Source organism: Streptomyces sp. DH24, from assembly GCF_029813775.1.
Lineage (GTDB): Bacteria > Actinomycetota > Actinomycetes > Streptomycetales > Streptomycetaceae > Streptomyces.
In genome coordinates this window covers 87,558-107,314 of record NZ_JARVKW010000027.1, presented here as the reverse complement: position 1 = coordinate 107,314, position 19,757 = coordinate 87,558, and the positions used below count along the sequence as shown (strand labels likewise).

General features: G+C 72.1%; 18 protein-coding genes. 12 read left to right on the top strand and 6 right to left on the bottom strand.

Going from position 1 to position 19,757, the window contains the following annotated elements; translation table 11 throughout:
- Positions 1–60: 60 nt before the first annotated feature.
- Entirely contained in the window at positions 61–1,215 is a 1,155-nt protein-coding gene (gene dusB, locus QC282_RS21840; RefSeq protein ID WP_279551219.1) for a tRNA dihydrouridine synthase DusB, read from the bottom strand.
- Positions 1,216–1,307: 92 nt separating this feature from the next.
- Here dusB and QC282_RS21835 point away from each other — a divergent pair, with 92 nt between their 5' ends.
- The 3 genes from QC282_RS21835 (at position 1,308) to QC282_RS21825 (ending at position 3,977) form a co-directional block, all read left to right on the top strand.
- Positions 1,308–2,750 (top strand): MFS transporter, encoded by a 1,443-nt coding sequence (locus QC282_RS21835; RefSeq protein ID WP_279551218.1) that lies wholly within the window; start codon positions 1,308–1,310, stop codon positions 2,748–2,750.
- 316 nt (positions 2,751–3,066) lie between these two features.
- The gene (locus QC282_RS21830; protein ID WP_279551217.1) at positions 3,067–3,273 is read left to right on the top strand and encodes a hypothetical protein; all 207 of its coding nucleotides are present in this window, start codon (positions 3,067–3,069) and stop codon (positions 3,271–3,273) included.
- A gap of 71 nt (positions 3,274–3,344) precedes the next feature.
- Positions 3,345–3,977 carry an N-acetyltransferase gene (locus QC282_RS21825; protein ID WP_279551216.1) on the top strand — a complete coding sequence of 211 codons (633 nt, stop codon included), beginning with the start codon at positions 3,345–3,347 and terminating at the stop codon, positions 3,975–3,977.
- A 297-nt stretch (positions 3,978–4,274) separates the two neighbouring features.
- Here the strand turns inward: QC282_RS21825 and QC282_RS21820 are convergent, their stop codons facing one another.
- A complete protein-coding gene (locus tag QC282_RS21820; protein ID WP_279551215.1) occupies positions 4,275–5,657 on the bottom strand; it encodes a glycine--tRNA ligase in 1,383 nt (460 codons plus the stop codon).
- Positions 5,658–5,806: 149 nt separating this feature from the next.
- On the opposite strand from QC282_RS21820, the gene QC282_RS21815 reads away from it, so the two are divergent.
- From QC282_RS21815 to QC282_RS21800, 4 genes are read left to right on the top strand one after another with little or no spacing between them, the layout of a single operon-like run.
- Positions 5,807–6,787, top strand: a complete 981-nt coding sequence (locus QC282_RS21815) for a metal ABC transporter substrate-binding protein (RefSeq protein WP_279551214.1) — start codon at positions 5,807–5,809, stop codon at positions 6,785–6,787.
- A gap of 17 nt (positions 6,788–6,804) precedes the next feature.
- A complete protein-coding gene (locus QC282_RS21810; protein WP_279551213.1) occupies positions 6,805–7,572 on the top strand; it encodes a metal ABC transporter ATP-binding protein in 768 nt (255 codons plus the stop codon).
- On the top strand, positions 7,572–8,474 hold the full coding sequence (locus QC282_RS21805; protein ID WP_279551212.1) for a metal ABC transporter permease: 903 nt from the start codon (positions 7,572–7,574) through the stop codon (positions 8,472–8,474). Before QC282_RS21810 ends, QC282_RS21805 begins: the two co-directional genes overlap by 1 nt.
- A 60-nt stretch (positions 8,475–8,534) precedes the next feature.
- A complete protein-coding gene (locus tag QC282_RS21800) occupies positions 8,535–8,957 on the top strand; it encodes a transcriptional repressor (RefSeq protein ID WP_279551211.1) in 423 nt (140 codons plus the stop codon).
- A gap of 95 nt (positions 8,958–9,052) precedes the next feature.
- Here QC282_RS21800 and QC282_RS21795 read toward each other — a convergent pair whose 3' ends face one another.
- From QC282_RS21795 to QC282_RS21785, 3 genes are all read right to left on the bottom strand, one after another.
- Positions 9,053–9,886 carry an isoprenyl transferase gene (locus QC282_RS21795; RefSeq protein WP_279551210.1) on the bottom strand — a complete coding sequence of 278 codons (834 nt, stop codon included), beginning with the start codon at positions 9,884–9,886 and terminating at the stop codon, positions 9,053–9,055.
- 22 nt (positions 9,887–9,908) lie between these two features.
- Positions 9,909–10,655 (bottom strand): DNA repair protein RecO, encoded by a 747-nt coding sequence (gene recO, locus QC282_RS21790; protein WP_279551209.1) that lies wholly within the window; start codon positions 10,653–10,655, stop codon positions 9,909–9,911.
- A 73-nt stretch (positions 10,656–10,728) separates the two neighbouring features.
- Entirely contained in the window at positions 10,729–11,442 is a 714-nt protein-coding gene (locus QC282_RS21785) for a FadR/GntR family transcriptional regulator (protein ID WP_279551208.1), read from the bottom strand.
- Between the two features lie 293 nt (positions 11,443–11,735).
- Here QC282_RS21785 and QC282_RS21780 point away from each other — a divergent pair, with 293 nt between their 5' ends.
- The 5 genes from QC282_RS21780 to QC282_RS21760 all read left to right on the top strand — a co-directional run bounded on the left by QC282_RS21780 (position 11,736) and on the right by QC282_RS21760 (position 18,540).
- A complete protein-coding gene (locus QC282_RS21780) occupies positions 11,736–13,367 on the top strand; it encodes an ABC transporter substrate-binding protein (protein WP_279551207.1) in 1,632 nt (543 codons plus the stop codon).
- Between the two features lie 22 nt (positions 13,368–13,389).
- The gene (locus QC282_RS21775) at positions 13,390–14,349 is read left to right on the top strand and encodes an ABC transporter permease (RefSeq protein ID WP_279551206.1); all 960 of its coding nucleotides are present in this window, start codon (positions 13,390–13,392) and stop codon (positions 14,347–14,349) included.
- On the top strand, positions 14,346–16,319 hold the full coding sequence (locus QC282_RS21770) for a dipeptide/oligopeptide/nickel ABC transporter permease/ATP-binding protein (RefSeq protein ID WP_279551205.1): 1,974 nt from the start codon (positions 14,346–14,348) through the stop codon (positions 16,317–16,319). The genes QC282_RS21775 and QC282_RS21770 overlap by 4 nt, the downstream gene beginning before the upstream one ends.
- Positions 16,320–16,600: 281 nt before the next feature.
- Positions 16,601–17,608, top strand: coding sequence for an ABC transporter ATP-binding protein (locus QC282_RS21765; RefSeq protein WP_279551224.1), 1,008 nt, complete (start codon positions 16,601–16,603; stop codon positions 17,606–17,608).
- The gene (locus QC282_RS21760; RefSeq protein WP_279551204.1) at positions 17,605–18,540 is read left to right on the top strand and encodes a dihydrodipicolinate synthase family protein; all 936 of its coding nucleotides are present in this window, start codon (positions 17,605–17,607) and stop codon (positions 18,538–18,540) included. The genes QC282_RS21765 and QC282_RS21760 overlap by 4 nt, the downstream gene beginning before the upstream one ends.
- Here the strand turns inward: QC282_RS21760 and QC282_RS21755 are convergent.
- Complete coding sequence (locus QC282_RS21755; RefSeq protein WP_279551203.1) at positions 18,537–19,721, bottom strand: sialidase family protein; 1,185 nt, start codon at positions 19,719–19,721, stop codon at positions 18,537–18,539. The genes QC282_RS21760 and QC282_RS21755 overlap by 4 nt on opposite strands.
- Positions 19,722–19,757: the final 36 nt, after the last annotated feature.

Here is a 19,757-nt window from a genome sequence, read left to right as displayed (position 1 = left end):
CGGTACGGCGGCGGGCCCGTCCCCCACCGGGTCCGCCACCCGCGGCTTCGCCGGGGCCGGTCAGCCGCCGGAGGTGTCCAGTTCGGCGTCCTCGCCGACACCCGCGCAGTCGTACGGGTCCTTGAGCCAGCCGTCCGGCAGCACCACGCGGTTGTTGCCGGACGTACGGCCGCGGGGCCCGTCGGCTCCGGCGGGCCAGGGCTGGTCGAGGTCCAGCTCGTCGAGCCCGGCGCGCAGTTCGGCCAGCGAGGACGTGACGGCGAGCCGCTTGCGCATCTCGGAGCCGACGGCGAAGCCCTTCAGGTACCAGGCGACGTGCTTGCGGAAGTCGATGACGCCGCGCGACTCGTCGCCGATCCACTCGCCGAGCAGCGTCGCGTGCCGCACCATCACGTCGGCGACCTCGCGCAGGGGCGGCCGGGCGATGTCCTCGGTGCGGCCCTCGAAGGCGGCCACGAGGTCGGAGAACAGCCACGGCCGGCCCAGGCAGCCGCGGCCCACGACCACGCCGTCGCAGCCGGTCTCGCGCACCATGCGCAGCGCGTCCTCCGCCGACCAGATGTCGCCGTTGCCGAGCACGGGGATCTCCGGGACGTGCTCCTTGAGGCGGGCGATGGCGTCCCAGTCGGCGGTGCCGCCGTAGTGCTGGGCGGCGGTGCGGCCGTGCAGGGCGATGGCGGTGACGCCCTCCTCGACGGCGATGCGGCCGGCGTCGAGGTAGGTGATGTGGTCGTCGTCGATGCCCTTGCGCATCTTCATCGTCACCGGCAGGTCGCCGGCGCCGCTGACGGCCTCGCGCAGGATGGCCCGCAGCAGGTTCCGCTTGAAGGGCAGGGCGGAGCCGCCGCCCTTGCGCGTGACCTTCGGCACGGGGCAGCCGAAGTTCAGGTCGATGTGGTCGGCGAGACCCTCGTCGGCGATCATGCGGACGGCCTTGCCGACGGTCGCCGGGTCGACGCCGTACAGCTGGATCGAGCGGGGCCGCTCGCTCGCGTCGAACTTGATCAGCTGCATGGTCTTGTCGTTGCGCTCGACCAGCGCCCTGGTGGTGATCATCTCGCTGACGAACAGGCCCTTGCCACCGCTGAACTCCCGGCACAGCGTGCGGAAGGGCGCGTTGGTGATGCCGGCCATCGGGGCCAGCACGACCGGCGGCCGCACCGGGTGGGGGCCGATGGTCAGGGTCGAGGTCGTCGTCGGTGTCGGCGTGGGCATTCCCCCATTGTCACGCATGCGGCGGGGTACCCGCGCAGATGATCGTGTAACGGTCATTAGTTAACCGCACTATCGACGCTACGATGTGAGCCATGCCTGAGCTGAGCCACCGCCGACGGCTGCTGGTGCTCGCGATCTGCTGCATGAGCCTGCTGATCGTGAGCATCGACAACACCGTGCTCAACGTCGCCCTGCCCGCGATGCAGCGGGAGTTCCACGCGAGCACCTCCGGCCTGCAGTGGACGATCGACGCCTACACGCTGGTCCTCGCCTCGCTGCTGATGCTCGCCGGTTCCACGGCCGACCGGATCGGCCGCAGACGCGTCTTCATGGCGGGCCTGGTCGTCTTCACGATCGGCTCCGCGCTGTGCTCCGTCGCGCCGAACCTTCCGGCGCTGGTCGCGTTCCGGATGGTGCAGGCGGTCGGCGGCTCGATGCTCAACCCGGTCGCCATGTCGATCATCACCAACACCTTCACCGACCCGCGCGAGAGGGCCCGCGCGATAGGCGCCTGGGGCGCGGTCGTCGGCATCTCGATGGCCGCGGGCCCGCTGGTCGGCGGGCTGCTCGTGGAGTCGGTGGGCTGGCGGGCGATCTTCTGGATCAACCTGCCCGTGGGCCTCGCCGCGCTGCTGCTCACCCGGCGGTTCGTCCCCGAGTCCCGGGCGGCGAAGGCCCGCCGCCCCGACCCGTTCGGGCAGTTGCTGGTGATCGCCCTGTTCGGCGGCCTGACGTACGCGATCATCGAGGCGCCGAACGCGGGCCTCACGGCGGTACTGCCCTTCGCCGCACTCGCCGCCGCCGCCCTCGCCGCCCTGCTGTGGTACGAGCCGCGCCGCGCCGAACCCCTCGTCGACCTGCGGTTCTTCCGCTCCGCACCCTTCAGCGGGGCCACCGTGATCGCGGTCGCCTCCTTCGCGTCGATGAGCGGCTTCCTCTTCCTGTCCACGCTCTACCTGCAGAACGTGCGCGGGCTGAGCGCCCTGGACGCCGGGCTGTGGATGCTGCCCATGGCCGTCCCGACGTTCCTGTGCGCGCCGGTGTCCGGCCGGCTGGTGGGCGCGCGGGGCCCGCGGCTGCCCCTGGTGATCGCGGGCTGCGCGATGACGGCCGGCGGGCTGCTGTTCGCCCTGTTCGAGGCCGAGACGGCGAACGCCACGCTGTTCGCCGGATACGTCCTGTTCGGCATCGGCTTCGGCTTCGTCAACGCGCCCATCACCAACACCGCCGTGTCCGGCATGCCCCGTGCGCAGGCCGGGGTGGCCGCCGCCGTGGCCTCCACCAGCAGGCAGCTCGGCCAGGCCCTCGGTGTCACGGTGGTCGGCGCGGTGCTGGCCTCGGGCGTGGGTTCGGCGCCGTACCGGGACGTGTTCGTGGCGGCGGCGCGGCCGGGCTGGTGGATCCTCGCGGCGTGCGGGCTCGCGGTCCTGGTGCTGGGCGCGGTGACGACCGGACGCTGGGCCCGGCGCACGGCGGAACGGACGGCGGAGCGGCTGGAGTCGGCGGAGATCCGCGAGGCGGCGGGCGTGACGTGAACGCGAGACGACGGGCGTGAGGTGAGCGGCCGTCGGCGGAGACCCGCAAGGTGGCGGGCGTGACGTGAACGCGAGACGACGGGCGTGAGGTGAGCGGCCGTCGGCGGAGATCCGCGAGGCGGCGAGCGTGACGTGAACGGCAGTCGGCGGACGCCGGGGCCGTGCGGGCCGGGTGCCGCCGAGGGCCTGCCCTTGCCGGGCACGCCGACGGCACGACGCGGCCACGGCTCGGTCAACTCGCCCGGGCGGTTTCCCTGTTGATGTTGGTCTTGGGGCACACTCCTTCTCGTCCTTGTCCGCGGAAGCCGGAGGCGTCATGCCCCAGATCGACACGAGCAAGGTGAGCCGCTGGGACCAGCACGGCAGACAGCACGTGGTCCACGTCCGGCGCGCGGGGGTGCAGCGCACGATCCGGTGCGACACCTGCGGCTGGCACCGGGGCGCGCAGTTCCTGCCGTGGCTGAAGGCCGAGGAGCACCTGGCCGAGGCCCACCAGGCGACGGTGGACCCGACGGAGGGGTAGCGGCCCGGCGGCGCTGCCGCACCGCGGGAAACCCCTTGTGGGAGCGCTCCCAGCAGAGGCAGGATGCTGCGGTGACCACGTCTGCTTCCGTACGCGCCTACCGCCCCGGGGACCGGGCGGCCCTCGACGACATCTGCGTCCGCACCGCGCACAACGGCCAGGACAGCCGCCCGGTGTACGCGGACCCCGGCATCCTCCCCGCGATCTTCGCCGCTCCGTACGTCCATCTGGAGCCGGAGCTGGCCTTCGTCCTGGACGACGGGCACGGCCGGGCCGTCGGCTACATCATCGGCGCCGCGGACACCCCCGCCTTCGCGGCGGCCTTCCGCACCGAGTGGCTGCCGCTGGTCGCGGACCGCTACCCGGCGCCGACCCGGCCGCCGGTCACGCCGGACGAGGTCATGCTGGGACTGCTGCACGATCCGGAGCGGATGGTCGTGCCGGAGGTGGCCGCCTACCCGGCCCATCTGCACATCGACCTGCTCCCCGAGTGGCAGGGCCGCGGCCACGGACGGGCCCTGATGCGCACCCTGCTGCGGGCCCTGCGGGACAGGGGCGTTCCGGCGATCCACCTGTGCATGGCCACCGCGAACGTCAAGGCTCGCGCCTTCTACGACCGGATGGGCTTCCACGAGATCGACGTGCCGGACGCGGGTCCGGTCGCGTACCTGGGCCGGACGACGGCGGACGCCGACCTGCTCTGACGGGAGCCGGCCCAGCCGCCCGCGGGCCCCGCGCCCCCAGGTCCACGACCGCCTCGAACTCGTCCTCGATCCCGGGCTGTTCCCACTCCCGGGCGTGGGCGGGTCGTGGCGGCGCCCGGTGGCCTGGAAGGCCGTCGCGTCGGCGTGCAGCAGCCGCGCCGCCCGTATCGGGGGCCGACGCCCAGGCGATGTCGGGGACCCATGGCCGGGCGGCGCGACGCGAACGCCCACCCGGCTCCCGAACCCGTCGGGCGGCGGATGGGCGTCACAGATTCCGGGGCTCGGCCCCGGTGGCGGCTAGCAGCCGACGAGGCGGGAGGCCAGGTAGCCCTCGATCTGGTCGAGGGAGACGCGCTCCTGCTTCATCGAGTCGCGCTCGCGCACCGTCACGGCGTTGTCGTCCAGGGTGTCGAAGTCGACCGTCACGCAGTACGGCGTGCCGATCTCGTCCTGGCGGCGGTAGCGGCGGCCGATGGCGCCGGCGTCGTCGAACTCGATGTTCCAGTTCTGGCGCAGCGCCTGGGCCAGGCCCTTGGCCTTCGGGGACAGCTCGGGGTTGCGGGACAGCGGCAGGACCGCGACCTTCACCGGGGCGAGGCGGTGGTCGAGGCGCAGCACGGTGCGCTTCTCCATCTTGCCCTTGGCGTTGGGCGCCTCGTCCTCGATGTACGCGTCGAGCAGGAACGCCAGCATCGCGCGGCCGACACCGGCCGCGGGCTCGATGACGTACGGCGTCCAGCGCTCGCCGGCCTCCTGGTCGAAGTAGGAGAGGTCCTGGCCGGAGGCCTTGGCGTGGGCGCCGAGGTCGTAGTCGGTGCGGTTGGCGACACCCTCCAGCTCGCCCCACTCGCTGCCGCCGAACTGGAAGCGGTACTCGATGTCGGCGGTGCGCTTGGAGTAGTGGGAGAGCTTCTCCTTCGGGTGCTCGTACCAGCGCATGTTCTCTTCACGCATGCCCAGGCCGGTGTACCAGTTCCAGCGCTGCTCCATCCAGTACTCCTGCCACTTCTCGTCCTCGCCCGGCTTGACGAAGAACTCCATCTCCATCTGCTCGAACTCGCGGGTGCGGAAGATGAAGTTGCCGGGCGTGATCTCGTTGCGGAAGGACTTGCCCATCTGCGCGATGCCGAACGGCGGCTTGCGGCGCGAAGTGGTCTGCACCTGGGCGAAGTTGGTGAAGATGCCCTGCGCGGTCTCGGGGCGCAGGTAGGCGACGGAGCCGCTGTCCTGGGTGGGGCCGAGGTGGGTGGAGAGCAGACCGGAGAACTGCTTGGGCTCGGTGAACTGGCCCTTGTTGCCGCAGTTGGGGCAGTTGATGTCGGCGAGGCCGTTCTCCGGGGCGCGGCCCTTCTTCTCCTCGTACGCCTCCTCCAGGTGGTCCGCGCGGAACCGCTTGTGGCAGGAGGTGCACTCGGTGAGCGGGTCCGTGAAGGTGGCCACGTGGCCGGAGGCGACCCACACCTCGGGGGCCAGGATCACGGACGAGTCGATGCCGACGACGTCCTCGCGCGACGTCACCATGTAGCGCCACCACTGGCGCTTGAGGTTCTCCTTGAGCTCGACACCCAGCGGTCCGTAGTCCCAGGCGGCACGCTGGCCGCCGTAGATCTCACTACAGGGGAATACGAAGCCACGGCGCTTGCTCAGGCTGACGATGGTGTCGATCTTGTCGGCGGCCACGGTGCTCTCTTCATTACGACGACGGGCGACGAAGCGAGATGCTTCCAGCGAATGCTTCAGGTTACCGGCGGGGCCTGCCCTTCAATCAAATCGGTCCCCTGGCCAGCGTTTGTTGACAACGGTTTCCATATTTGTTGAAAATGACTGTCATGAACGTACGACGACACCACATATCCGGGTTGGCGACCGCCGCCGCCACCGCCCTCGCGCTCGGCACGCTCTCCGCCTGCTCCTCCGACAGCGCCGCCGCGGGCAACACGGACAAGTTCGACGTCGTCGCGTCGTTCTACCCGATGGCGTACCTCGCCGAGCAGATCGGCGGCGAGCACGTCAACGTCACCAGTCTGACCCGGCCCGGCCAGGAGCCGCACGACCTGGAGATCAGCACCCAGCAGCGCGCGCAGCTGGAGGAGTCCGACGCGGCGCTCTACCTCAAGGGCCTGCAGCCCACCGTGGACGAGGCCGTCGCCCAGTCCGGCATCAAGACGAAGATCGACGCGGCGACCCTCACGGAGCTGGAGGACCTCGGCACCGAGGACGGCCACGACCACGGCGGCGAGGAGGCGCACTCCGAGGAGCACGCCGAGGAGCACTCCGAGGAGGAGCACGCGCTCGACCCCCACGTCTGGCTGGACCCCACGAAGTACGCCGAGGTCGCCGAGGGCGTGGGCAAGGCCCTCCAGAAGGCCGACCCGGACCACGCGGCGGACTACCGGAAGAACACCGCGGACCTGGTCAAGAAGCTGACCGCCCTCGACACCGCCTTCGAGGAGGGCCTGAAGAACACCAGGACCAAGGTCTTCTTCACCAACCACGCCGCCTTCGGCTACCTCGCCCACCGCTACGGCCTGACCCAGGAGGCCATCTCCGGCCTCGACCCGGAGAGCGAGCCCAGCGCGGCCCGTGTGAAGGAGCTCCAGCAGGAGGCCAAGGCCGACGGCGTGACCACCGTGTTCTACGAGACACTGGTGTCCGACAAGACCGCCAAGACCCTCGCCAAGGACGCCGGCCTCAAGACGGACGTGCTGGACCCCGTCGAGGGCATCACGGACAAGTCCCGGGGCGACGACTACATCCAGGTCATGGAGGCCAACCTCAAGGCGCTGCAGAAGGCCCTGGGCAGCAAGTGACCGGACTGGAGGACGGCATGACCGAGCCCGTCATATCGATGCGCGGCGTCCGCGCCGAGCTGGGTTCGCGGCCCGTCCTGCGGGGCATCGACCTCACCGTGCGCCGCGGTGAGGTCGTCGCGCTGCTCGGCGCCAACGGCTCCGGCAAGTCCACGGCCGTGCGCAGCGTCATCGGCCAGGTCCCGGTGGCCGCCGGCGCCATCGAGCTGTTCGGCACGCCCCGGCACCGCTTCCGTGCCTGGGCGCGCGTGGGCTACGTACCGCAGCGCACCACGGCCGCGGGCGGCGTGCCCGCCACCGTCACCGAGATCGTCACCTCGGGCCGGCTGTCACGGGCCCGGTTCGGTCTGCTGCGCGGGGCCGACCACGAGGCCGTGCGCCGCGCCCTGGACCTGGTCGGCATGGCGGACCGGGCGAAGGACTCCGTGAACGCGCTCTCCGGCGGCCAGCACCAGCGGGTGCTGATCGCCCGCGCGCTCGCCGCCGAACCCGAGCTGCTGATCATGGACGAGCCGATGGCGGGCGTCGACCTGGCCAGCCAGGAGGTGCTCGCCGAGACGCTGCGCGAGCAGGTCGCGCGGGGCGTCTCCGTCCTGCTCGTCCTGCACGAACTCGGCCCGCTGGAGCCGCTGATCGACCGTGCGGTCGTGCTGCGCGACGGCTGTGTCGTGCACGACGGCCCGCCGCCGAAGGCCGTCGGCCAGCACGCGCTGCCCGGCCACGACCACGTGCACCCGCACGCACCCGCGGGCGCCGAACCGATCCGCACGGGACTGCTGAGCTGATGGAACTCCTCGACTACGACTTCATGCGGCGGGCCCTGCTGGCGGCCGTCCTGGTCGGCATCACCGCCCCGGCCGTCGGCATCTACCTCGTGCAGCGCCGCCAGGCCCTGATGGGCGACGGCATCGGGCACGTCGCGATGACCGGCGTCGGCCTCGGCTTCCTGCTGTCCTGGTCGCCGGTGTGGATGGCGACGCTGGTCTCCGTCCTGGGCGCGGTCCTCATGGAGCTGATCCGCTGGTACGGCAGGACACGGGGCGACATCGCCCTGGCGATGCTGTTCTACGGCGGCATGGCGGGCGGCGTGATGTTCATCAACCTCGCGCCGACCGGTTCCAACGCGAACCTCACCTCGTACCTCTTCGGCTCGCTGTCCACGGTGTCCGAGTCCGACGTGACGGCGATCTGCGTGCTGGCCGCGTTCGTGGTCCTCGTCACGCTCGGCCTGCGGCGGCAGCTGTTCGCGGTCAGCCAGGACGAGGAGTTCGCGCGCGTGACCGGCCTGCCGGTGCGGGTCCTGAACCTGCTGACGGCGATCACCGCGGCCGTGACGGTGACGGTCGCGATGCGGGTCGTCGGACTGCTGCTGGTGTCGGCGCTGATGGTGGTCCCGGTGGCAGCCGCGCAGCAGCTCACCCGCAGTTTCGCGGCCACGTTCGCGGTCGCCGTCGCCATCGGCGTGAGCGTGACCATCGGCGGCACCGTCACCTCGTACTACCAGGACGTGCCGCCCGGCGCGACGATCGTGCTGCTGACCATCGGCGCGTTCGTCGTGCTGACGGCGCTGGCGGCTCCGCTGGCGCGGCGCCGCGCCCGGGCCCTGGCCGGGGCGCACCCCGCCGGCGATCCCGCGGAGTGCGCGATTCCGGCCAGCCGGGGAGCGGCCGGGAAGGCCGGCGTCTGACCGGCCGTGGCACGGGCTGGCACAATGGCCCGGGCACAGGCAGACGTGAGGAGGCAACCGGTGACCACCGCTGGACCGCCCGTAAAGGGCCGCGCCACTCGGCAGCGTGCCGCCGTGGCGGCGGCCCTGGACGAGGTCGAGGAGTTCCGCAGCGCGCAGGAACTCCACGACATGCTCAAGCACAAGGGCGATTCGGTCGGGCTCACCACCGTCTACCGCACCCTTCAGTCCCTCGCCGAGGCCGGTGAGGTCGACGTACTGCGCACCTCCGACGGCGAGTCCGTCTACCGCCGTTGCTCGTCCGGCGAGCACCACCACCATCTCGTGTGCCGCTCGTGCGGCAGCGCGGTCGAGGTCGAGGGGCCTGCCGTGGAGAAGTGGGCGGAGGCCATCGCCGCGGAGCACGGCTATGTGAACGTGGCGCACACGGTGGAGATCTTCGGTACCTGCGCGGAGTGCGCCGCGGGCCGGACGCGTTCGTGAGCGCCCCGACGGCCCCTGTCCCTCGCGCACCGCGGGTGGTCGTCGGCTGATCGCGCAGGTCCCCGCGCCCCTTTCGGGGCGCGGTTCCCGGCCCGCTATTCCGACCGGCCCTCCATCGCCAGCAGCTCCTCGTTCGGGACAGCGCCGCCGAAGCGGCGGTCGCGGGAGGCGAATTCGAGGCAGGCGCGCCACAGGTCACGGCGGTCGAAGTCCGGCCACAGCACGTCCTGGAAGACCATCTCGGCGTAGGCGCTCTGCCACAGCAGGTAGTTGGACGTGCGCTGCTCGCCGCTGGGCCGCAGGAACAGGTCCACGTCCGGCATGTCCGGGTAGTAGAGGTACTTCGCGACCGTCTTCTCGTTCACCTTGGACGGGTCGAGCCGCCCCGCCCGCACGTCCTGGGCGATGGCCTGCGCGGCGTCGGCGATCTCGGCGCGGCCGCCGTAGTTCATGCAGAAGTACAGCGTGAGCCGGTCGTTGTCCTTGGTCTGCTCCTGGGCGATCTGGAGCTCCTTGGCGACGGACTTCCACAGCCTGGGCATGCGGCCCACCCAGCGGACCCGCACGCCGAGCTCGTCGAGCTGGTCGCGGGTCTTGCGGATGAAGTCGCGGTTGAAGTTCATCAGGAAGCGCACCTCGTCGGGCGAGCGCTTCCAGTTCTCCGTGGAGAAGGCGTACAGGGAGATGGCACCGACGCCCATCTCGATGGCGCCCTGCAGCACGTCCAGCACGCGCTCGGCGCCGACCTTGTGGCCCTCGGTGCGGGGCAGGCCGCGCTCCTTGGCCCACCGGCCGTTCCCGTCCATGATGATCGCCACATGGTTCGGGACCAGCTCACCGGGGAGCTTCGGGGGCCGCGCGCCGGAGGGATGCGGCTCCGGCGTCCTGTACTCCCGGCGCTGGCGCCCCAGGATCCCGCGTACGGCCATGTCTTTCTCGTCTCCTCGGTTGCTATTTCTCTACGTACCGCAGGGAGCGCAGTCCGCGCTCCAGATGCCAGTGCAGGTAGGCGGACACCAGTCCGCTGCCCTCCCGGACGTACCGCGCCTCGCACGCGTCCGCGGTCTCCCAGTCTCCCGTAAGCAGCGCGCCGAGGAGTTCCAGGGCCTGCGGCGAGGGTACGACGCTGCCGGGGACGCGGCAGTCGGCGCAGACCGAGCCGCCGGACGCCACGGAGAAGAACCGGTTGGGTCCGGGCATGCCGCACTTGGCGCAGTCGCCGAAGCTGGGGGCATAGCCGTTGACGGCGAGGGAGCGCAGCAGGAAGGCGTCGAGCACCAGGTTCGGGGCGTGCTCGCCGCGGGCCAGGGTGCGCAGGGCGCCCACCAGCAGCAGGTACTGCTGCACGGCCGGCTCGCCCTCGTGGTCGGTGAACCGCTCGGCGGTCTCCAGCATGGCGGTGCCCGCGGTGTAGCGGGCGTAGTCGGTGACGATGCCGCCGCCGTACGGCGCGATGGTCTCGCTCTGCGTGCACAGCGGCAGGCCGCGGCCGACCAGCTCGCTGCCCTTGGCGAAGAACTGCACGTCGACGTGTGAGAACGGTTCGAGGCGCGCGCCGAACTTGGACTTGGTCCGGCGCACTCCCCGCGCGACGGCGCGCACCCGCCCGTGGCCCCGGGTGAGCAGCGTGATGATGCGGTCCGCTTCGCCCAGCTTCTGGGTGCGCAGCACGATGCCGTCGTCGCGGAACAGGCTCATGGCGTCATTCTCCCGTATGGCGCGGGCAGGTGCGGTCGCCGGGGACGCACTGCCCCCGCCCCGGTCCGGTGTGTCAGCCCACGCCCCGTGACTCCTGTGCCGCCCTGGCCTCGATGCCGCGGAAGTGGACGGCCATGGCGCGCTGGGCGCCCTCGACGTCGCGGGCGCGCAGCGCGGTGACGATGTCGCGGTGGCGGCGGACGGTGACGTCGGGGGACGGGTCGTCGGTCCAGCCGCGGGCGCCGGCGACGCGGCGGAAGACGGTCCAGAAGGCGGCGAGGAGCTGCGGCACGAGCGCGTTGCCGAGCGGGGCGTAGAGCAGCTCGTGGAACTGCCGGTCGAGTTCGGCGAAGGGGCGGGCGGCGCGGCCCGCCTTCTCCATGCGGTCCACGACGGCTTCGATGCCGTCGAGTTCGGCCTCCGTGAGGGTGGCCGCGACCCGGCGGATCAGGCCCTCCTCCAGCACCTCCCGCACCTGGAGGATTTCGGCCAGGGCGCCCGCGTCGTCGTCCTGCCGGGCGAGGGTGCGGAAGGTGAGGCCGTCGACGAGCGGGGTGAGGGAGGCCTGGCCGACATAGGTGCCGTAGCCGTGCCGGATGTCGACGATGTCGAGGGCCTGGAGCGCCTTGAGGGCCTCGCGGACGGAGTTGCGGCTGGCGCCGAGGGCGTCCATCAGCTCGGCCTCCGTGGGCAGCGGGGCCCCGGCGCGCAGCCCGCGGTCCAGGATGAGCTGGACGACCTCGCGCTGGATACGGGTGGTCCTGGGCTCCTCCGCCATGCGCCGCATGCTACGCGCGGGGACATCCCACGTCCCACCTCCGGACGGCATCGGGTGGCGCCGTGGGGCGATATCGCGTCAACTCCGGCGCCGGACCGGCGACATTGGTCCGACCTGTGGCAGTTGCGCCATTGGTGCGCCATTCGTGCGCGATCTCTTGACCGCCCCCACGGGCGCTCCTACGGTCGCACTGAACCAGGACGTAGGACGTCGTATCTCCCCCTCGAAGCCCCCCACGGCTCCCGCCCTCGCCTCCTTCGCTTCTCTCGCCTCCCTCCCACTCCTTCTCCGCTGGAGGATCCGTGCGCGACGTGACCCACGACCTGCCGGTGCCGCGCCGCCGGTCGTTCCTGAAGTACACCGGCGCGCTGGGCGCCGCCGTCTCCGTCCCGGCGTCGCTGTCGGCCTGCTCGTCCGGGCCCCAGTCCACCAACGACACCGGGGGCGGCGGCGGGGGCGCGAACCGCACGCTGACGGCGGTGATCGGCTACGGCAACGACGGCAGCTGGGACCCGACGCAGACGGCGTCCGCGTTCTGCATGGCCGCCAACAACCACATCTACGAGGGGCTGCTCGACACCGACCCGATCTCCCGCGAGCCGTACGCGGCGCTGGCGACCGAGGTGCCGAAGGACGCGAGCGCCACGTCGTGGCGGTTCACGCTGCGGGCCGGGGCGACGTTCCACGACGGCAAGCCGGTGACGGCCGACGACGTGGTGTTCGTCTTCGACCGGATTCTCGACCCGGACACCCAGACCCTCGCCAAGGGCTTCTTCGCGAGCTGGCTGAAGGAGGTCCGCAAGGTCGACGCCCGCAGCGTCGAGCTGGTCCTCAAGTTCCCCTTCCCGGACGGGCTTTCGCGGCTGACGCTCGCCAAGATCATGCCGAAGCACGTGTTCTCGAAGCCGGGCGCCTGGGACGAGGCGATCAAGGGCCTGGCGGTCGGCTCGGGGCCCTACCGGCAGACCGCGCACCACCCGAAGTCCAACACCACCTTCGAGGCGTTCGCGGACTACAACGGCCCACGGAAACCCGCCTTCAAGAAGATGAACTGGCTGACGATCGTGGACGCGGCCCCCCGCGTCGCGAAGATCTCCGGCTCGGGCGCGGGCGCGCAGATCGCCGACAACATCCCGTACGCCAACATCGGGCAGCTGGAGAGCGGCGGGCTGACGGTCGCGGGCGGCGCCGGGATGAACAACCTGTTCCTGATGTTCAACACCCGGCACAAGCCCTTCGACGACGTGCGGGTGCGGCAGGCGCTGCACTACGCCATCGACACCGAGAAGATGGTGGAGGTGGCGCTCAAGGGACACGGCAAGCCGTCGACGTCGTTCCTCAACGAGGCCAACCCCAGCTACCGGCGCGCGAAGACGGTGTACGACTACGACCCCGACCGGGCGAAGGCGCTGCTGGAGGAGGCCGGGGTCAGCGGGCTGAAGGTCGACATCCTCGCCGTGAACGTCAGCTGGATCGTGGACTGCCTGCCCACCATCAAGTCGTCCTGGGACGCGATCGGCGTGCGGACGACGCTGTCGCCGCAGGAGACCACGGCCGTCTTCACGAAGATGGACCAGAAGCAGGACTACCAGGTCGTCGCCGCCGCCTCGAACCCCAACCAGTTCGGCCTCGACGCCGACCTGATCATGCACTACAACTACGGGCCCGGGAACCTGTGGATGCAGTACACGCGCTGGGCCGACAACTCCGTCGCCAAGGCCCTCTTCCGCGACATGGACCGGGCCACCCGGGAGCCCGACCCGGACCGGAAGAAGGCGATGGTCCAGGACTACATCGACGTCGTCGCCGAGCAGGCCGTGCTCTACCCGGTCGTCCACAACGAGCTGATGACGGCCTGGGACCCGGACGCGCTCGCCGGCATAAGGGCACAGCCGTACCCCGGCATCAACCTCCTCCAGGCCAAGTGGGCCTGACGACGTGGGGAGTTGACCGCGCGTGGTGGCCATCGCCCGTATTCTGCTGCGCCGCGTCGCGCTGCTGGTGCCGCTGATGCTCGGCATCGTGCTGTTCGTGTTCCTGGTGATGCGGTTCTCGGACGTCGACCCGGCGTCCGCGTTCTTCCAGGGCGCCAACCCGACGCCCCAGCAACTGCACGACTTCCGCGAGGAACACGGCCTGCTCGACCCGCTGCCGGTGCGCTACGTCGACTTCGTCGCCGACCTGCTGCACGGCGACATGGGCACCAGCGCCCTGACCCGGGCGCCGGTGATCGACCAGGTCACCACCGCCCTGCCGCTCACCCTCCAGCTCACCTTCCTGGGCCTCGGCCTGGCGGTGGTGCTGGCGCTGGTCGGCGGGGTGACCGCCGCGATCTACCGGGACCGGCTGCCCGACCAGATCATCCGGGTCGTGTCGCTGACCGGCGTCGCCGCGCCCGGCTTCTGGCTGGCGCTGCTGATGATCCAGTACCTGGCGGTCGACCTGGGCTGGTTCCCGACCGGCGGCTACATCAACCCGGCGGACTCCCTCACCGGCTGGCTGAAGACGATGACCCTGCCGGCGGTCGCCCTGTCGCTGCCGGTGGCGGCGCAGCTGACCCGGATCGTGCGCACGTCCGTCGTGGAGGAGCTGGACAAGGACTACGTCCGTACGGCGATCGGCAGCGGGCTGCCGCCGCGCGTGGTGGTCGGACGGAACGTGCTGCGCAACGCCCTCATCAACCCGCTGACCGTGCTGGGCCTCAGGGTCGGCTATCTGCTGGGCGGCGCGGTCGTCATCGAGACGATCTTCTCGCTGCCCGGCATGGGCAAGCTGATGATCGACGCCGTGAAGAACGGCGACCCGGCCGTGGTGCAGGGCGTCGTCCTCACCACGGCGACCGGGTTCGTCGTCGTCAACCTCGTCATCGACCTGCTGTATCTGCTGGTCAACCCGCGCCTGAGGGAGGCCGCGTGACGCGTACCCGCAAGAGCCTCGCCGAGGCGCTGTCCCGGCCCGGCGTCCGGCTGCGCGGCTGGCGCCGGCTGCCGCCGCTGTCGAAGGTGGCGGTCTGCTTCCTGGCGGTCGTCGTGTTCGTGGCGCTGTTCGCGCCGCTGCTCGCGCCGCACGACCCGCTGGACCAGCAGCCGCCGGTCGACGGCACGGGCCATCCGTCCGCCGGGCACTGGATGGGGCAGGACAGCCTCGGCCGGGACATCCTGAGCCGGCTGATGTACGGGGCGCGCTGGTCGCTGGCGATCGGGCTGGGCGCGACCGCCCTGGCCCTGGTCGTCGGCGCGCTGCTGGGCGCGGTCGCGGCGACCTCCCGCAAGGCCGTGGACGAGACGCTGATGCGGTGCCTGGACGTCGTGATGGCGTTCCCGGGCATCGCGCTGGCGGCCGTTCTCGTCGCCGTGTTCGGCGGTGGCATCACGGTGCTGATCTGCGCGATCGCGTTCCTGTTCACACCGCCGGTGGCGAGGGTCGTACGGGCCAATGTGCTGGACCAGTACGGCGAGGACTACGTGACGGCGGAACGGGTGATCGGCGCCCGCACCCCGCACATCGTGCTGCGGCACGTGGCGATCAACTGCGCCGCGCCGGTGCTGGTGTTCTGCACGGTGCAGGTCGCGGAGGCCATCGTGTTCGAGGCGTCGCTGTCCTTCATCGGCGCGGGCGTCCGGCCGCCGGACCCGTCGTGGGGCAGCGTCATCGCGGACGGCAAGAACATGGTGCTGACCGGCGGCTGGTGGGCGACCGTGTTCCCGGGGCTGCTGATGCTGGTCACCGTGCTGTCGCTGAACATCCTGTCCGAGGGCGTGTCCGACGCGTGGGCGGCCCCGCCGGCGCGGGAGGTGGAGGTCCGCGACGACGACCGGCTGCGGACGCCCGAGCCCGGCGGCGACGTCCTGGCGCTCCCGGGGCTCACCGAGGCGGCGCGGCGGCTGCGCGCCCGGGCCCGCCCGGTGCCGCGCGACGGACAGCCGGTGCTCGCGGTGGAGAACCTGGCGATCGGCTTCGACCAGCGGCACGGCGGCGTCGACGTCGTGGACGGCATCAGCTTCGAGGTGCACCCCGGTGAAGTGCTGGGCCTGGTCGGCGAGTCGGGCTGCGGCAAGTCGCTGACCGCGCTCGCCGTGATGGGTCTGCTGCCCAAGGGCGCCCGGGTGCGCGGCCAGGTCCGCTTCCGGCAGCGGGACCTGCTGGCGGAGCCGATGCGGGTGCGGCGCAGGCTGCTCGGCCACGAGATGGCGATGGTCTACCAGGACGCCCTGTCGTCGCTGAACCCGGCCATGACGATCCGGGCGCAGCTGAAGCAGGTCGTCCGGCGCGGCGGCAGGCGCGGCCCCACCGAGCTGCTCACGTTGGTCGGCCTCGACCCGGAACGCACCCTGCGCAGCTATCCGCACGAGCTGTCCGGCGGCCAGCGGCAACGCGTGCTCATCGCGATGGCGCTGTCCCGCGACCCGAGCCTGATCGTCGCCGACGAGCCGACCACGGCCCTCGACGTGACCGTGCAGGCGCAGGTCATGGAGCTGCTGCTGAGGCTGCGGGCGGAGCTGGGCTTCGCGCTGGTCCTCGTCTCGCACGACCTGGCGCTGATCGCGGACGTCACGGACCGGGTGGCGGTGATGTACGGCGGGCAGATCGTGGAGACCGGGGTGACCGCCGACCTGGTGGAGGCGCCCGCGCACCACTACACGCGCGGCCTGCTCGGCAGTGTGCTGTCGCTGGAGTCGGCCGAGGAGCGGATGACGCAGATCAAGGGCGTCGTGCCGTCCCCCGCCGACTTCCCGGCGGGCTGCCGCTTCGCCGACCGGTGCCGGCGGGCGAGCGCGGTCTGCCGGACGACGACGCCCGTCCTGGCGGGGCCCCCGCAGCACACGGCCGCCTGCCACCACCCGGCCGTCGACCTGGCCGGCACGGAGACGGAGACGGTGACGTGACGACCGACGGGGACGAGGACCGGGGGCGGACGACCGACCGGGACGAAGACCGGGGCCGGGCGACCGACCGGCACGGAGACCGGAACCCGACGACCGACCGGGACGAAGACCGGGGCCGGGCGACCGACCGGCACGGAAACCGGAACCCGACGACCGACCGGCACGAAGGCCGGGGCGGGACAACCGACCGGGACGGAGACCGGAACCCGACGACCGACCGGCACGAACACCGGAACCCGACGACCGGCAAGGACGAGGGCCCGGACGCCCGGGGCCCGCTGGTGGAGTTGTCCGGCGCGCACGTCGTGCACAAGGCGCGCAGCGGTGGTGTGTTCTCCCGGGACCGGGTCTACGCCCTGACCGGCGCCGACCTCGCCGTCGCGCCCGGCGAGACGGTCGGCGTGGTCGGCGAGTCCGGCTGCGGCAAGTCGACGCTGGCGAAGGTGCTGGTCGGCGTGGAGCGGCCGACGGCCGGGACGGTGTCGTTCCGCGGCCGGGACCTGTGGACGATGCCGCCCGCCGAGCGCCGCGCCACCGTCGGCCGCCACACCGGCATGATCTTCCAGGACCCGTCCACCGCCCTGAACCGCCGTCTGACGATCCGGCAGATCCTGCGCGACCCGCTCGACGTGCACCGGCAGGGCACCCCCGAGCAACGGGACGCCCGCGTGCGGGAGTTGATGTCGCTGGTGGGCCTGCCGCGCGCCCTCGCCGACGCCCTGCCCGGCCAGTTGTCCGGCGGGCAGCGGCAGCGCGTCGCCATCGCCCGCGCCCTGGCCCTCGGCCCGGACCTGGTCGTCGCGGACGAGCCGACGAGCGCCCTGGACGTGTCCGTACGGGCGCAGATCCTCAACCTGCTGCTCGACCTGAAGGAACGGCTCGGCCTTGCACTGGTGTTCGTGTCGCACGACATCCAGACGGTGCGGCGGATGAGCGACCGCGTGATCACCATGTACCTCGGCCGGATCGTCGAGGAGTCCCCCGCCGGCCGGGTCACCGACCGGGCCCGGCACCCGTACACCCGCGCCCTGTTCTCCGCCACGCCCGGACTGCTGGACCCGATCGAGCCGATCCCGCTGGCCGGTCCGGTGCCGTCGGCGACCCGCCCGCCGAGCGGCTGCCCGTTCCGCACCCGCTGCTGGAAGGCGGACGAGGAGTGCGCGCAGGTGATGCCGGGCTTCCAAGACGCGTCGGTGCCCGGTCACCGCTTCCGCTGTCACCATCCTGTCGAGGAGGACGAGTCCACCCGCGACCTCGTACGCCAGACGCACTCAAGGGAGCCTTCATGACCTTGCCCGCCCCGCTGACCGGTGTCGTCCCGCCCGTCTGCACGCCCCTGACACCGGACCGCGAGGTGGACGTGGCCTCGCTGACCGCACTGGTCGACCATCTGGTGGACGGCGGTGTGGACGGCCTGTTCGTGCTGGGCTCCACCTCGGAGGCGGCCTATCTGACGGACCGGCAGCGCAGGTCGGTCGTGGAGGCGGTGGTGTCCCACGTCGGCGGGCGGCTGCCCGTGCTGGCCGGGGCGATCGACATGACGACACCGAGGGTTCTGGACCACGTCCGGGACGTCACCGCGGCGGGCGCGGACGCCGTCGTCGTCACCGCCCCGTTCTACGCCCGCACCCACCCGGCCGAGATCGCCCGGCACTACCGGCTGGTCGCCGAGCGCAGCCCGGTCCCCGTGATCGCCTACGACCTGCCGGTGGCCGTGCACACCAAGCTGCCCGCCGAGCTGGTGCTGGAGCTGGCCGCCGACGGTGTGCTGGCCGGCCTGAAGGACTCCAGCGGCGACCTGGCCGGTTTCCGCGCGGTGGTGACCGGTGTCCGCGCGGACCCCGGCATCACCGGCTTCAGCGTGCTGACCGGCTCCGAGCTGGTCGTGGACGCGGCGCTCGCGATGGGCGCCGACGGGGCGGTGCCCGGCCTCGCCAACGTCGACCCGCACGGCTACGTCCGGCTCGACCGGCTGTGCCGGGCCGGCGACTGGGAGCAGGCGCGGGCCGAACAGGAGCGGCTGTGCGCCCTGTTCGGCCTGGTCGGCGCCGGCGACCCGGCCCGTATGGGCCCCGGTTCCTCGGCCCTCGGCGCCTTCAAGGCGGCGCTGCGGCTGCGGGGCGTCATCGCCTGCCCGGCGACGGCGGAACCCCAGGTGCCGCTGTCGCCGGACGAGGTGGAACGGGTCGGCAAGTACCTCGCCGCCGCGGGCCTTCTCTAGAGGTCCGTCACCGGCAGCCGGCGGAACTCGATCGTCTCGTACGTGCCCGTCACGCCGGTCTCGTAGAGGACGCCGACCGTGTTCCGGTCGACGCGGACCAGGTCGGAGTAGGCGGCCCGCCGGTCGGAGAGGGTGACCGCCTTGCTGAAGGTGGCGCCGCCGTCGGTGCTGCGCCAGATCGCCATGGCCTGCCGCGCGGTGGGCACCGACGGCCCGGAGAACAGCAACGGCGCCCCCGCCCCCGGCAGTTGCAGGACGCTGCCCTGGACGACCGGCACGTCGTTCAGGCCGGGCTGCACGGCGTAGGGCCGGTCCAGGCTCTCGCCGCCGTCGCTCGAATAGGTGTCGAGGCGGTTGCCGGTGCTGGTGCCGTTCTGGTCGCGGGCGCTGAAGTAGATCCGGCCGTCGGGCAGCTGGGCGGCGCTGGACTCGTTGGCGTTGTCCTGCCCGTCGTAGGAGTCGTCGAGGTAGCCGAGCCGCCAGGTGCGGCCGGAGTCGTCGCTGTAGAGGGCGTGGGCGCCGTAGTAGCGGGCCTCCTGGCCGGTGTCGGTGGAGCCGTCCGGCGGGGCGGCGGAGTGGTTGGCGGGGACGACGAGCCGGCCGGCGTGCGGGCCCCGGGTGAGGGCGATCGCGTGGCCGGGGCCGGTCGCGTACCAGCGCCAGTGCGGGAGCTTGACGTCGGCGGTGATCTCGCGCGGGGGCGTGAAGTGCCGTCCGTCGTCCCGGCTGCGCTGCACGAACACGCGGCGGCTCCGCTCGGGCGTGACCTCGCCGCGCATGATCTGCGCCTCCGTCGCGTCGCCGCCGTTGAAGCAGGTGACGAGGACGACGTCACCGGTGCGCGGGTCGACGACGGGCGCCGGGTTGCCGCGGGTGTCGCCGTCCCCGGCGGCGACGACCGACAGCGGGCCCCAGGTGCAGCCGCCGTCGGTGGAGCGGCGCACGACGACGTCGATGGCGCCGGTGTCGCCCGCGCCGCCGCGGCGGCCCTCGGCGAACGCCAGGACCGTGCCCTTCGGCGTGCTGACGGCGGCCGGGATGCGGTAGGTGTCGTAGCCGCCCTCGCCCGAGACGTACGGGACGGAGGACGCGCAGCGCGGGGCGGCCGAGGCGGGGCCGGTCGCGGTGAGCGGGGTGAGGAGGACTGCGGTGACGAGGAGGCTGCGGGTCAGGAGTGTCATCCCTCTCCTTCGCGGAGGTCTCCCGGGCGGGGGCCG

What these genes read in the sequence shown, in the direction of transcription:
- QC282_RS21830 (WP_279551217.1), top strand. Translation starts at nt 3,067, where the DNA reads ATGCCCCAGATCGACACGAGCAAGGTGAGCCGCTGGGACCAGCACGGC.
- QC282_RS21805 (WP_279551212.1), top strand. Translation starts at nt 7,572, where the DNA reads ATGGAACTCCTCGACTACGACTTCATGCGGCGGGCCCTGCTGGCGGCC.
- recO (WP_279551209.1), bottom strand. Translation starts at nt 10,655, where the DNA reads ATGAGCCTGTTCCGCGACGACGGCATCGTGCTGCGCACCCAGAAGCTG.
- dusB (WP_279551219.1), bottom strand. Translation starts at nt 1,215, where the DNA reads ATGCCCACGCCGACACCGACGACGACCTCGACCCTGACCATCGGCCCC.
- QC282_RS21755 (WP_279551203.1), bottom strand. Translation starts at nt 19,721, where the DNA reads ATGACACTCCTGACCCGCAGCCTCCTCGTCACCGCAGTCCTCCTCACC.
- QC282_RS21810 (WP_279551213.1), top strand. Translation starts at nt 6,805, where the DNA reads ATGACCGAGCCCGTCATATCGATGCGCGGCGTCCGCGCCGAGCTGGGT.
- QC282_RS21795 (WP_279551210.1), bottom strand. Translation starts at nt 9,886, where the DNA reads ATGGCCGTACGCGGGATCCTGGGGCGCCAGCGCCGGGAGTACAGGACG.
- QC282_RS21835 (WP_279551218.1), top strand. Translation starts at nt 1,308, where the DNA reads ATGCCTGAGCTGAGCCACCGCCGACGGCTGCTGGTGCTCGCGATCTGC.
- QC282_RS21815 (WP_279551214.1), top strand. Translation starts at nt 5,807, where the DNA reads ATGAACGTACGACGACACCACATATCCGGGTTGGCGACCGCCGCCGCC.
- QC282_RS21785 (WP_279551208.1), bottom strand. Translation starts at nt 11,442, where the DNA reads ATGCGGCGCATGGCGGAGGAGCCCAGGACCACCCGTATCCAGCGCGAG.
- QC282_RS21760 (WP_279551204.1), top strand. Translation starts at nt 17,605, where the DNA reads ATGACCTTGCCCGCCCCGCTGACCGGTGTCGTCCCGCCCGTCTGCACG.